This window comes from Paenibacillus sp. W2I17, from assembly GCF_030815985.1.
GTDB lineage: Bacteria > Bacillota > Bacilli > Paenibacillales > Paenibacillaceae > Paenibacillus.
In genome coordinates this window covers 4,418,342-4,431,413 of sequence record NZ_JAUSXM010000001.1, presented here as the reverse complement: position 1 = coordinate 4,431,413, position 13,072 = coordinate 4,418,342, and the positions used below count along the sequence as shown (strand labels likewise).

Sequence of the window (13,072 nt, the reverse complement as noted above, 5' to 3'; positions counted from 1 at the left end):
GGCAAGTTCATCGCTAGTACAACACATTCTCACCTTAATTAAGGAGGCTGTATCTATATGTCTAAATACAGAACGATTGTGATCGGAACGGGACCTGCGGGTCTGACAGCAGCGATATATCTGGCTCGTGCTAATCTGAAACCACTGGTTATCGAAGGTCTTCAGCCGGGTGGTCAATTGACGACGACAACGGAAGTTGAGAATTTCCCCGGTTTCCCACAAGGTATCATGGGTCCGGAACTGATGGACAACATGCGTAAGCAAGCTGAACGTTTTGGAGCGGAATTCAAAAACGGTTGGGTGGAAGAGGTTGATTTCAGCAAACCGCCCTTCAAGGTCAAAGTTGGAGGAATTGGTGAACTGGAAGCTGAATCGATCATTATCTCCACAGGTGCTTCCGCTCGTTATCTCGGTATTCCGGGTGAGCAGGAAAATGTGGGACGTGGTGTAAGTACATGCGCGACATGTGATGGCTTCTTCTTCCGAGGCAAAAAAATCGTGGTCGTGGGCGGCGGAGACTCCGCGATGGAGGAAGCGAGTTTCCTGACTCGTTTTGCAACAGACGTGACATTGGTTCACCGCCGGGATGAATTGCGTGCATCCAAGATTATGCAGGATCGGGCTCGCAGCAATGAAAAGGTGAAGTGGGCGCTGAACCGTACTCCACTCGAGGTCGTACCTGAAGCGCTGGGTGTCAAAGGGCTGAAAGTGCGCAACAACGAGACGGGGCAGGAAGAGTTGCTTGAAGCAGATGGCGTATTCGTTGCCATTGGTCACACACCGAATACCGGATTCCTGGGGAATGCGATCGCACTGGACGAACATGGCTATGTTGTCGTTAAACCGGGAACAACGGAGACCAATATTCCGGGTGTATTCGCCTGTGGTGATGTTCAGGATACGAAGTATCGTCAAGCTATTACGGCTGCAGGATCAGGATGTATGGCCGCGATGGATTGTGAGAAGTTCCTTGAAGGAAGCATTGTCCATGATTGGAGCGAAACGTTGGATAAATAAGCATTACATGCGTGAGGTTAGGCATATGTTAGGAATAAGAGACAACGGGAAGTCTCATGAAATGAGAGAAGCCGGAAGGCTTCTCTTTTTTTGAAACTACAGTGGGCATGAGTTCGTATACATATAGGGCATATTAGCTGTGAGGTGAAGATTTTGGGGGAAATGATAAAAGATTGGTTACAGAATGCGACAGTGAGACGGTTTTTGATCCTGCTCTTGTTCTGTTTAATTTTGTTCAGTATGGGGAGTATGCTGCACATGATTCTGCTGTTGTTCCTAGTGACATATGTCATGAACAGGTTACAGCATTTCATTACAGGTGGTCTGAATCGGTTGTTTCCAATCAATTATAAAGTTGTGGTCATCCTGCTCTATATGATTGTGATCGCAGTCATTGTGCTTGGCATTTCCAGATATTCACCACGGATCGTGGATCAGGTCGTTCAGTTGACAAACGAGATTATGAAATTTCTGGATAGTGCAGACGGTGATAATTTTGCATCCAAAATTGCGGGTTATCTTCAATCCTTCGATATTAAAAATTACACCAATGATGCATTGAAATATATTTTCGCTTTGAGCAAATGGCTGGAGTTTATTCTGCTCGTCATCATTCTGAGTCTGTTCTTCTTGTTGCAGAAGCAGGAGATATCCAAGTTCACGTCCAAGTTCAAAACAAGTAAAATTGGATGGTTCTACAATGAAGTGGCTTATCTGGGAGACAAATTCGTGTCTTCTTTTGGTAAAGTCATTGAGGCACAGCTTCTTATTGCGGTGTTTAATACGGTGCTGACCATACTGGGCTTATGGATTCTGGGTTTCCCGTATCTGTTCGCTCTGACCATTCTGGTGTTCATGCTCAGTCTGGTTCCCGTTGCGGGGGTTATCATCTCACTTGTACCGCTCTGTCTGATTGGGTATCAGATGGGTGGACTGAAATTAAGTATTATTGTAATCATCATGATTATTGTTATTCATGCTTTGGAGACGTACTTCCTGAATCCAAAACTGATGGCACACAAGACCAAATTGCCAATGTTCTACACCTTTATCGTACTAATTCTGTCGCAACACTTTCTGGGGATCTGGGGACTGATCATTGGTATTCCGATCTTTGTCTTCCTGCTTGATATTCTGGATGTGAACAAGATGGAGAAGACAGAAGAGCCGGTACGTGTGGAATCGAAGTTATAACGTAAAAATTCAACTGAGTTTAATCCAATCCTACAATTTCAGATTTTCATAAAAGTAAGGGAGCCTTCCTGTGGATGGAAGGCTCTTTTTTTGTTGGCAATACCGCCTTTAGATAACTTTCTGCATGAGAATGGCAGGTGGTGGGGTGCATAAGACGAGTCACCACTCTGAGGGGGCGAAGATCATCTTTTATGAATGGAACGAGTGAAGATGCAATATCATGAGTTGAGGCTTCCTCTGTTATGGAGGAAAGGAATGAAGCGTGCGTTTATAAATGAAGGTAATGAGGATGTATACGTATTCAAAAACGGTGTGTGATTTGGTTCACAACCCCGGCGGAGCAGGAGGTACTAGAGGTCTTCTCGTCTTGACCCAGGCGTATCCTTCAATTATAGTTGGTACGTAGGACTTAAACTATTTTAGATAGATAAAGGTGGCTTGCAGCATGTCTGAGAAAATCTACGTTGGGGTCGATCTCGGCGGAACAGCAATCAAGGTCGGTATATGCGATGAACAAGGTCAGCTAATGCATACGTATGAAGGACCGACTGAAGTGGATAAGGGCGTAGACACGGTCATCGCCAACATCGAGAAGTATGTCCGACATATCGTAGCCGAATCACCTTACAGTTGGGAACAACTTGAGGGTGTGGGTGCTGGAGTGGCCGGTTTCACGAATGTACGTGAGGGAATTATCGTTCATGCCCCTAACATCGGATTTCGGAATGTGGCCATTCGTTCGATTCTGGAAGAACGTCTGGGCAAGCCAATCAAAATAGATAACGATGCAAACGTGGCTGCACTGGGTGAAGTATGGGCAGGTGCAGGCAAAGGCGTAGACAACTGCGTATGTTATACACTAGGTACGGGTGTTGGTGGAGGCTTGATCCTGAATGGCAACATCTATCAGGGTTTCTCCGGTATGGCGGGAGAACTGGGTCATATTAGTGTTGTACCTGATCTGGAAGCCATCAAGTGCGGTTGTGGTAAAATGGGATGTGTAGAAACAGTATCGTCTGCAACAGGAATTATCCGTATGGCGAAGGATGCCGTAGAACGTGGTGATCATACGTCACTGGCACTTGTCGACAAGATTGCAGCCAAAGAAGTATTTGATGCTGCCAAGGCAGGCGATGAAGTGGCACAGCGCATTGTGAATCGTGCGGCCTTCTACCTGGGCAAATCCATGGCTACTGTAGCAGCTGTCATTAACCCGGAGATGTTCATTATTGGTGGAGGTGTATCCAAAGCCGGTAATTTCTTGTTTGATGAAATCCGTACCGTATTTGCTAAATTGACACCGGAACCACTGCAAGAAGGGGTTCAGATTCTGGAAGCTACACTTGGTAATAATGCAGGTATTGTGGGTGCAGCAGGTCTTCTCTTGCGTTCCTAGTGACCTCGTAACAATATATGAAGACAGCAATATGATAAGGAGGGGACATTTATGCTTGAAGGTGAAGGCTCACCAGGCACAGGCGCCACGCTCATTATCATTACGGGCATGTCCGGAGCAGGTAAAACCATTGCAGTACAAAGCCTGGAGGATCTGGGTTTCTTCTGTGTGGATAATCTGCCGCCGGTATTGATTCCGAAATTTGCGGAACTAATTGAACAGTCAAACGGCAAGATTGGTAAGGTTGCATTGGTTATCGATCTGCGCGGGCGTGAATTCTTTACGGCTCTGTCCGAGTCTTTGAACTATATTAAAGATCATTTTACCATTCACTGCGAAATTTTATTCCTGGATGCTACAGATTCTGTACTTGTTCAGCGTTACAAAGAAAGCAGGCGCAGACATCCACTGGCTCCTGAGGGCATGCCGCTGGACGGCATCCGACTGGAACGCAAGATGTTGGAGGAACTCAAAAACTCTGCGACTCAGGTACTGAATACAAGCACAATGAAACCTGCTCAACTGAAAGAACGCATCATATCCCGCTTTTCTCATTTGGAAAGCCAAATGCTGTCGGTGAATATTACGTCGTTTGGATTCAAGTATGGCATTCCGATTGATGCTGATCTGGTGTTTGATGTACGTTTTTTACCGAATCCGCATTATATTGATCATTTGCGACCGAATACGGGACAGAATAGTGATGTGTACGAATATGTTATGAAGTGGCCAGAGACACAGGCGTTTCTGACCAAGCTGCTGGATATGCTGCATTTCCTGATTCCGCAATACCGGAAGGAAGGCAAAAGCCAGGTTATTATTGGAATCGGCTGTACCGGAGGCAAGCATCGTTCGGTAGCAATATCGGAATATTTGGGCAAGATGTTGGGAAGCAGCGAGACAGAAGCTGTTACCGTGAGCCATCGCGACGCTGACCGGGACCGTCATTGAAGAGGGTGAAGGGATGAAAGAGGCCGGACCACGAAGAGAACGTCCGAGAATAGTTGTAATGGGCGGCGGAACCGGATTATCCGTGATGTTGCGCGGTTTGAAAGAGAAGCCGCTGGATATCACGGCCATCGTCACAGTTGCAGATGACGGTGGAAGTTCAGGCATCCTGCGCAATGAGCTACAAATGCCGCCTCCGGGCGACATTCGCAACGTGCTTACGGCACTGGCTGATGTAGAACCATTGCTTTCAGATATGTTGAAGTACCGTTTCAATACAGGCGCGGGGCTTGCAGGCCACAGCTTGGGGAATTTGATTTTGGCTGCAATGACGGATATTTCGGGCGACTTTGTGACCGCAGTGCGGGAGCTTAGCCGCGTGTTTGCCGTTCGAGGTGAGGTATTGCCAGCAGCAGGGCAGGCCGTTGTGTTGCATGCGGAGATGGAAGATGGGACAATTATTACAGGTGAGTCCAAAATCCCTGAGGCGGGTGGACGCATCAAACGTGTTTTCCTTGAACCGGATCACGTGGAGCCGTTGCCAGAGGCAGTAGAGGCCATTCGTCAAGCTGACGCCATTCTGATCGGGCCAGGCAGCCTCTATACAAGCATCCTTCCCAATCTGCTCGTACCTAAGCTGGCTGAGGCTGTGGTAGAGGCTGATGCAGTGAAGATGTTTATCTGTAATGTTATGACACAGCCGGGAGAAACTGATAACTATACGGTAAGTGACCATCTTAAGGCGGTACACGAGCATATAGGTCATCAGCTCTTCGACTATGTTATCGTAAATAATGGTGATATTCCGCTGCAAGTGCAAAATAAGTATGCGGAAAAAGGAGCAAAACCGGTTGTACTGGATATGAATGTACTCGAAAGTGCCGGCTATCAGGTGGTTGCAGATACCCTTGTTCTGTTCAAAACCTATCTGCGTCATGATGCCGACAAGTTGAGTCATCACATCTACCAACTGGTACAAAATTGGATGTTACGGAAGAGGTGAAGTCCCATGTCGTTTGCAGCACAGACCAAAAAAGAGCTAACCATGATCGAGAGCGAACCGTGCTGCGAAAAGGCGGAACTTTCAGCCCTCATCCGTATGCTTGGTGCAGTGCAGTTATCGAATAAAAAAGTGATCTTGGATATTTCGACGGAGAATGCCGCCATTGCAAGACGGGCATACTCTCTGCTTAAAAAGCATTTTCAAGTGCATACGGAATTACTGGTCCGCAAAAAAATGCGGCTGAAAAAGAACAATGTATATATTGTTCGTATTCCAACCATGGTACAGGAGATTCTCAACAGTCTTCATATTGTATCGGAAGGTTTTCTGTTTACGCCAGGGATCAATACGGAGTTATTTCAGCAGAACTGTTGTAAACGGGCCTATCTTCGCGGTTGCATTTCTGGCTGGTGGATCGGTTAATAATCCGGAAGGTTCCTCGTACCATCTGGAGATTGCGTCCATGTATGAAGAGCACTGTCAGGCACTGGTTGACCTGGCCAATGAATTTCATCTGAATGCACGGTGTATAGAACGGAAAAAAGGATTCATCCTATACATTAAGGAAGGCGAGAAAATCATTGAGCTGCTCAGCATCATTGGTGCTCATCAGGCTTTGTTCAAGTTTGAAGATGTACGAATTATGCGAGACATGCGTAACTCCGTTAACCGGATTGTCAATTGTGAGACCGCCAACCTGAATAAAACCATTGGAGCTGCGGTAAGACAAATCGATAATATCCGGTTGTTACAAAAGGAAGTTGGTCTGGAATCGCTGCCTGAGAAGCTTCGCGAAGTGGCGGAGGTTCGACTCGCTCATCCGGATATCAACTTGAAGGAAGTTGGCGAGCTCCTTAAAGGTACAGTCAGCAAGTCGGGAGTGAACCATCGGCTTCGTAAAATTGATGAGCTGGCTGAGAAAGTACGCACAGAACGTTATGGTTAAGACGGAGTAGGGTAAAGTAACAAGGTCGGCTGTTTCTGCTGAACAGAAAGGTCGGGAAAGTCAACCGTTAAGGATCTAGAAGACTTACTTGGGTCGTTGGATGCGCTGTGCAAAAGATGAAATTAGGGCAAGATAACGTCCGTCAAAGCACCCTGAGTTTTTTCTTCTAGTGTCCTGCACGGGTTAATGGTATAATGTTGTATAAATATAATTGTGTATTTAATGTCCAGATTTCATAATAGGGGGTAAGTTTCCATGACAAAGCACCCGGTAGTTGTCCGTTTGAAAACGGGTCTCCATGCCAGACCTGCGGCACTGTTCGTTCAAGAAGCGAATAAGTACTCGTCTGAAGTGTTCGTCGAGAAGGACGACAAAAAAGTTAATGCAAAAAGTATCATGGGGATCATGAGCCTTGCAATTAGCACAGGTACGGAAATCCAGATTAGTGCAGAAGGCGCGGATGCCGAACAGGCTGTAAACGCTTTAGTTAGTCTGGTAAGCAAGGAAGAGCTTGAAAACCAATAAGATATGATCAATCCAATGAAGAAGCCCCGAAAGGGGCTTTTTTGCGTTTTTCACGTTTATGCTATCGTCAAGTGCAACATTATGGAATTTGTCCCGTCTGTTAAGGTATCAAATCGTTTAAAGTTTGAGATGTTAACACATAAGGAGGCTATCGTGATGGGTAAACAATGGATGAAACCGTTTGGTGCGGTGCTGGTGGCAAGTACGTTGCTTGTTGGAGGAACAGCATGGGTTGCACCAGGCAACTATGCTTACGCTGCAGAGGTTCAGGGAGTACAACAGAATGTGATTAATGTTGTGGGTAAAGGTGAGATTCAGGTGAAGCCTGATATCGCTTATCTGTCCATTGGTGTGAACAGTACTGCAGAGACAGCTGCATCTGCTCAAAAAGCGAATGCTGCCAAAGTTCAAAAGGTATCCAATTTGCTGAAGAATACGTGGAAGATCAGTGCAGACGACATTCAAACGAGTCAGTTCTCTGTACAACCCAACTATACGTATAGCGAAAAAGACGGACAACAAATTAAAGGATATACAGCGCATCATACGCTGACAGTCACATATCGTGAGATGGACAAGATTGGCGAATTGCTCGATGCTGCTTCGGGGGCGGGTGCAAACAATATTGAAAACGTGCGCTTTACTGTAGAAAATCCGGAAAGTTATGAGTCCCAAGTGATTGAAAAAGCTGTTGCCAATGCAGATGTGAAAGCTGGCGCCATTGCAAAAGCAGTTAAACGTCAACTAGGTGCTGTTCTTTCCGTGAGCCAAGGTGATGCCAATGTGCCTGTATTCTATGCAAGCGAGGCGTTGATGTCCAAAGCACAAGATACAGCAGGTGGCACTGAGATTGAAACAGGCCAGGTTAAAGTAAGCACAATCCTGAATATCACGTATGAAATGAAATAAACAAGATCGAACTAAGGATTGTAAGCTCAAGTAACCTTATCAAGTATCATTTGAAGGGTACAACGAAATAATGACAAAGACTTTGTCCTGTGGACAGAGTCTTTTTTTGTTGGAAAAGCAAACTTTGATGAAGTTAGATAGGAGGGTACCTTTTTGAAGCAACATGAAATGCTGTATATTGGTATCTTTTTTGTATAGTTGTTCGTGACAAAAAGGTCATATCCCGTTATATTTTCGGTCTGATATTCATCAACATTGTAACTCGAGCTGTAAACCTTTCCGAATTCGGGTTAATTATAATAGAGAGGTGAGCGTATGAGATATGCGATCAGGTCAGGATTACATACGCAATGATCCCTAATTGTGAATTCAGAGAGGAGTTTTATATATGACATCATGGAAAAAATGGACAAGTGCATTGCTTGCAGCAGGAATTATTGTAGGTAGCGGTTCGGTGTGGCAGGACAGTTCGGTTCAGGCAGCATCGGTATCCTCGAAAGTGACAACCCCGGCTGAGGTAACTCTGAAATCGGGTGGAAAAACACTGACTCAAAAAGGACTTCTTCAAGGTGGCTCAACTTGGGTATCTCTTACGGCAGTTAAAGATGTGGCAGGTGGAACGCTGAAATATGATGGGAAAACCAAAGAGTACGCTTTGACAGCAGCCAATAACACGATGACGATCAGCCTATTGGATGGCGAGCCGAGTGTTCGAATTAACAACTATTATCCTCAAGTGGACGCAAAGCTGATCAACGGCAGATTGTATATTCCATTCTCGGCAATGAGAGATTATCTGGGTGTACAGGGGAATTGGGATGCCAAAACCAAAACGTTGACACTCAGCAAGGTGAAACAAAATAACGTAAAAATTAAAGCGGCAACAGTCAATGTCACTGTAAAAAATGCTGAAGTAGATGTTCAATATCCACAGGTAAGTGGACTTGCCAGCAAAGAAGCTGAAGCAGCGATCAACAAAGTGTTGAAAGACGAAGTGGATGCTTATGTAGCTGACTTCAAGAAACAGACATCTGAATTCGGCGGTGCAACAGCCAACCGTCCATATGCATTTGAGAGCTCTTATGTCGTGACGTACAACGAAAAAGGCGTGCTGGGACTCATTACACAACGATATGAGGATTATGCTGGCGCTCATGGGATGACATACCGTACGGGCCATACCTTTGCACTGGACACAGGCAAGGAGCTTACGTTGGATGATGTGCTGCAAAATAACAAAACCATGCGCGAAACGTTGAGTAAAAAAGTGGGTGAGCAACTGAAAGCCCGCGGTGGGTACCTCGACGGTTACAAAGGATTGAATAAAGATCAAGATTTCTATGTGACACCAACGGGTGTAGTTGTGTTCTTCCAGTTGTATGAATATACGGCATACGCAGAGGGATTTCCTGAAATGCCATTTACGTATAAAGAGCTTCTCCCTAAAGGCACAGAACCTTTCAGTAATGTAACTGGAACCAAATAACGAATCATTATTATGCACTCTTAAGTTATCTTTCTTATAAAATAAAAAAAGAAGCCCTCATCATAATTATGATGAGGGCTTCTTCCCGTATAGACAACACAATGAGGTGTTGCTGATTACGTTAGGTGTTGATTATGTTAGCGCGTAGACCGTGGTCTGCGTCACACTTAGATGCCTTGGGAACCTACGTTTTCAATAACTTTATCAATGATACCGTAATCGGCGGCTTCAGCAGCACTCATGAAGTAGTCACGATCTGTATCTTTCTCAATCCGCTCCAGCGGTTGACCTGAACGCTCAGAGATGATGCGGTTCAAGGTATCACGCATTTTCAGGATGCGGCGAGCACGAATTTCGATGTCGGAAGCTTGACCTTGAGCACCACCAAGTGGTTGGTGAATCATAATCTCACTGTTAGGCAATGCAAAACGTTTACCTTTTGCACCGGCATTCAACAAGAATGCACCCATGGAAGCGGCCATACCTACACAGATGGTAGATACATCCGGTTTGATGAATTGCATTGTATCGTAAATGGCCATACCGGCTGTAATCGATCCGCCTGGGCTGTTGATGTATAAGTGAATGTCTTTCTCCGGATCTTCCGCAGCCAGGAACAACATCTGTGCCATAATGGCATTAGCCACTACGTCATTAACATCGCTACCAAGGAAAATAATACGATCCTTCAGCAATCTGGAGTAGATGTCGTAGGCGCGCTCCCCCCGGTTGCTCTGTTCAACGACCATTGGAATAAAACTCACGTGAAAAACCTCCTCGGAATGTAAATGTTATTGGTGTTTATACTTAAACTGTTACCGTATTACCCACATAATAAACAATTCCAAACAAAAAGTCAAAGAAAGTCAAACTAACTTGCAAAAAAAAGAAACCTTTCCGGTTTCATTGGTTAAATGGGTTATGAGCTGTTAAATAAAAATGGCGCGCCCGCCAAGAATCGAACTTGGATCTCAGGCTTCGGAGGCCTACGTCATATCCATTGGACCACGGGCGCACATTATGTGACAGCAATAATTATTATAGCTCATGAAATATTTAATTGCAAGCAGTTCGTTGTGGTATTGGTTTGGATTAACATAAAAATGATCATGATGAAGAAGAGTGGATAAAGAGTGCATTTAAGTAAATGCTATTAGAGGTTTTGGACATGCCGTATGAAATGTGATTCTGAGCGATATGTAGATTGAATTCATTTGTTTCTTCTATATATGGTATGCGTGAGCTAGTCCTTGATCATGGAAGTCTAGGATTGTGAAAATAGGCGCGTACAAACGCGGAATGCGTGTCGAAATAACACGTTGAAACACTTGCATGTCACGTCAGTTTTAGGTAGAATAGACGTGGGACTTAAAAAGTTAACCCGGGACGTTTTAGGGCCACGAAAGAGAGCTTAGAACGAGAACTTGCGGGAGTGGAAAGCATGCGAACGATTTTAGAAGTACAAAAGCAGCTTCTGCCTGATCTCATGGATATCTTGAAAAAGAGGTATACGATTCTGCAACATATCATGTTATCGGATGTGATCGGACGGAGAACGTTAGCTAATTCCATGCAGATGACCGAGCGGGTTCTGAGGGCTGAGACCGATCTGTTAAAGGCTCAGGGACTTATTGAAATTGACAGTGCAGGAATGAAGATCAGCGAGGCAGGGTATGATTTGCTGCAGCAGTTAGAGCCCGTAGCCAAAGAGTTGTTCGGATTATCCGAGCTGGAAGAGCGCATCAAGCAAGCCTACGGTCTGCAAAAGGTAGTTGTGGTTCCTGGTGATTCGGACGTTTCTCCATTTGCCAAAAGGGAACTGGGCAGAGCCGGAGCGAAGGCTCTCGGCAATATCATGAGTGACAACGACGTTGTCGCCGTTACTGGCGGATCAACAACGGCCGAAGTCGCAGAGCAACTGACTCCGCCAACATCGCTCAAAGGTGTCTGGTTCGTACCGGCACGCGGTGGACTTGGAGAAAGCCTTGAAATTCAGGCAAATACGATTGCATCCACAATGGCAAAACGGGTAGGAGCGCAATACAAACTCCTGCATGTACCGGATTTGCTTAGTGATCATGCCTATGAATCATTAATCCAGGATCCCAGTGTTCAGGAGATTCTGCAGCTGATTCGGAAATCGCGGATTGTTATTCATGGAATTGGTGATGCCGTAGAGATGGCGACAAGACGTAAACTTGCGACGGAGATTATAGATGAACTTCAGGAGCAAGGGGCCGTATCTGAATCTTTCGGTTATTACTTTAATGATCAGGGTAAGGTGGTACATACCATGCTTACACTGGGTATGCGACTTCAGGATATTGAACGAACCGATGTTGTGATTGGAATTGCAGGTGGCAAAAGCAAAGCTGCTGCTATACATTCCGTGTTGCGATTTGGTCAGGAAGATATTCTGATTATTGATGAGGCTGCTGCCGAAGTCATCGTTGCTGAAATGGAATAAGTGTTTGCTTTGCATTACAATTATTGTTGTCTTGACGGACTTCACCGTCTGTCTTGAATATATAAGTTTCATAAAAAAATTAATCAAAACTTGGGAGGAACTTACTCATGATTAAAGTAGGTATTAACGGTTTTGGACGTATTGGACGCTTGGCATTCCGCCGTATTCAAAATGTAGCAGGCATCGAGGTAGTAGCAATCAACGACTTGACTGACGCTAAAATGCTCGCTCATTTGCTCAAATATGATACAACTCAAGGTCGCTTCGATGGCGATGTTGAAGTACACGATGGCTTCTTCAAAGTGAACGGCAAAGAAGTTAAAGTATTGGCTAACCGTAACCCGGAAGAACTTCCTTGGGGCGACCTGGGCGTAGATATCGTTCTGGAATGTACTGGTTTCTTCACAACTAAAGAAGCAGCTGAGAAACACTTGAAAGGTGGAGCTAAGAAAGTTGTTATCTCCGCACCAGCTACTGGCGACATGAAAACCATCGTTTACAACGTAAACCATGAAATCCTCGACGGTACTGAAACTGTAATCTCCGGCGCATCTTGCACAACAAACTGCCTGGCACCTATGGCAAAAACACTGCAAGACAAATTCGGAATCGTTCAAGGTTTGATGACTACAATTCACGCATACACTGGCGACCAAAACACGTTGGATGCTCCACACCCTAAAGGTGACTTCCGTCGTGCTCGCGCAGCAGCTGAAAACATCATCCCTAACACAACTGGTGCTGCTAAAGCAATCGGTCTGGTAATCCCAGAACTGCAAGGCATCCTTGATGGTGCAGCTCAACGTGTACCAGTAGCTACTGGTTCCCTGACTGAGCTCGTAACTGTTCTGAACAAAAAAGTAACTGCTGAAGAAGTTAACGCTGCTATGCAAGAAGCTTCCGATCCAGAAACTTTCGGATACACAGAAGACGAAATCGTATCTTCCGATATCCAAGGAATCACTTTCGGTTCCCTGTTTGATGCAACTCAAACTAAAGTTCTGACTGTTGGCGACCAACAATTGGTTAAAACTGTAGCTTGGTATGACAATGAAATGTCCTACACTGCACAATTGGTTCGCACTTTGGAGCACTTTGCAAAAATGATTAAGTAATATCTGCAATAACATAGAGCGGAAACAGATGCTATATTGTTTCCGCTCTTTATATATCTACATTTT

11 protein-coding genes, 1 tRNA gene and 1 pseudogene are annotated in these 13,072 nt (G+C 45.2%); 11 read left to right on the top strand and 2 right to left on the bottom strand.

All coding sequences use genetic code 11. From position 1 onward, the window contains the following. Positions 1-57 precede the first annotated feature (57 nt). From trxB to QF041_RS19805, 9 genes and pseudogenes are all read left to right on the top strand, one after another. Entirely contained in the window at positions 58-1,017 is a 960-nt protein-coding gene (trxB, locus tag QF041_RS19845) for a thioredoxin-disulfide reductase (protein WP_036674745.1), read from the top strand. A 162-nt stretch (positions 1,018-1,179) separates the two neighbouring features. Beyond that, entirely contained in the window at positions 1,180-2,211 is a 1,032-nt protein-coding gene (locus QF041_RS19840) for an AI-2E family transporter (protein ID WP_091038752.1), read from the top strand. 445 nt (positions 2,212-2,656) lie between these two features. Continuing rightward, positions 2,657-3,607: an ROK family glucokinase gene (locus QF041_RS19835; RefSeq protein WP_062837749.1), complete on the top strand. Its 951-nt coding sequence runs from the start codon at positions 2,657-2,659 to the stop codon at positions 3,605-3,607. 51 nt (positions 3,608-3,658) lie between these two features. Next, positions 3,659-4,558: an RNase adapter RapZ gene (gene rapZ / locus QF041_RS19830; protein ID WP_017691251.1), complete on the top strand. Its 900-nt coding sequence runs from the start codon at positions 3,659-3,661 to the stop codon at positions 4,556-4,558. Between the two features lie 13 nt (positions 4,559-4,571). Beyond that, positions 4,572-5,558: a gluconeogenesis factor YvcK family protein gene (locus QF041_RS19825; protein ID WP_017691250.1), complete on the top strand. Its 987-nt coding sequence runs from the start codon at positions 4,572-4,574 to the stop codon at positions 5,556-5,558. Positions 5,559-5,564: 6 nt separating this feature from the next. Next, a pseudogene (gene whiA / locus QF041_RS19820) lies at positions 5,565-6,504 on the top strand (DNA-binding protein WhiA). Between the two features lie 255 nt (positions 6,505-6,759). Continuing rightward, positions 6,760-7,029 (top strand): HPr family phosphocarrier protein, encoded by a 270-nt coding sequence (locus QF041_RS19815; RefSeq protein WP_017691248.1) that lies wholly within the window; start codon positions 6,760-6,762, stop codon positions 7,027-7,029. A gap of 156 nt (positions 7,030-7,185) precedes the next feature. Then, complete coding sequence (locus tag QF041_RS19810; RefSeq protein ID WP_074092967.1) at positions 7,186-7,938, top strand: SIMPL domain-containing protein; 753 nt, start codon at positions 7,186-7,188, stop codon at positions 7,936-7,938. Positions 7,939-8,326: 388 nt separating this feature from the next. Further along, positions 8,327-9,424, top strand: coding sequence for a stalk domain-containing protein (locus tag QF041_RS19805; protein ID WP_307415418.1), 1,098 nt, complete (start codon positions 8,327-8,329; stop codon positions 9,422-9,424). A 167-nt stretch (positions 9,425-9,591) separates the two neighbouring features. Here QF041_RS19805 and clpP read toward each other — a convergent pair whose 3' ends face one another. Then, a complete protein-coding gene (gene clpP / locus QF041_RS19800) occupies positions 9,592-10,188 on the bottom strand; it encodes an ATP-dependent Clp endopeptidase proteolytic subunit ClpP (protein WP_017691245.1) in 597 nt (198 codons plus the stop codon). Between the two features lie 176 nt (positions 10,189-10,364). Beyond that, positions 10,365-10,439, bottom strand: a tRNA-Arg gene (locus QF041_RS19795). Positions 10,440-10,865: 426 nt separating this feature from the next. Between QF041_RS19795 and QF041_RS19790 the strand changes: the two genes are divergently transcribed. Together QF041_RS19790 and gap are read left to right on the top strand one after the other, a co-directional pair. Further along, the gene (locus QF041_RS19790) at positions 10,866-11,891 is read left to right on the top strand and encodes a sugar-binding transcriptional regulator (RefSeq protein WP_307415417.1); all 1,026 of its coding nucleotides are present in this window, start codon (positions 10,866-10,868) and stop codon (positions 11,889-11,891) included. A gap of 107 nt (positions 11,892-11,998) precedes the next feature. Further along, complete coding sequence (gene gap / locus QF041_RS19785) at positions 11,999-13,006, top strand: type I glyceraldehyde-3-phosphate dehydrogenase (protein WP_017691243.1); 1,008 nt, start codon at positions 11,999-12,001, stop codon at positions 13,004-13,006. Positions 13,007-13,072: the final 66 nt, after the last annotated feature.

Excerpts from the sequence above, each read along its gene's own strand:
- QF041_RS19840 (WP_091038752.1), top strand. The coding sequence starts at position 1,180 with ATGATAAAAGATTGGTTACAGAATGCGACAGTGAGACGGTTTTTGATC.
- QF041_RS19825 (WP_017691250.1), top strand. The coding sequence starts at position 4,572 with ATGAAAGAGGCCGGACCACGAAGAGAACGTCCGAGAATAGTTGTAATG.
- QF041_RS19805 (WP_307415418.1), top strand. The coding sequence starts at position 8,327 with ATGACATCATGGAAAAAATGGACAAGTGCATTGCTTGCAGCAGGAATT.
- gap (WP_017691243.1), top strand. The coding sequence starts at position 11,999 with ATGATTAAAGTAGGTATTAACGGTTTTGGACGTATTGGACGCTTGGCA.
- QF041_RS19810 (WP_074092967.1), top strand. The coding sequence starts at position 7,186 with ATGGGTAAACAATGGATGAAACCGTTTGGTGCGGTGCTGGTGGCAAGT.
- trxB (WP_036674745.1), top strand. The coding sequence starts at position 58 with ATGTCTAAATACAGAACGATTGTGATCGGAACGGGACCTGCGGGTCTG.
- QF041_RS19790 (WP_307415417.1), top strand. The coding sequence starts at position 10,866 with ATGCGAACGATTTTAGAAGTACAAAAGCAGCTTCTGCCTGATCTCATG.
- rapZ (WP_017691251.1), top strand. The coding sequence starts at position 3,659 with ATGCTTGAAGGTGAAGGCTCACCAGGCACAGGCGCCACGCTCATTATC.
- QF041_RS19835 (WP_062837749.1), top strand. The coding sequence starts at position 2,657 with ATGTCTGAGAAAATCTACGTTGGGGTCGATCTCGGCGGAACAGCAATC.
- QF041_RS19815 (WP_017691248.1), top strand. The coding sequence starts at position 6,760 with ATGACAAAGCACCCGGTAGTTGTCCGTTTGAAAACGGGTCTCCATGCC.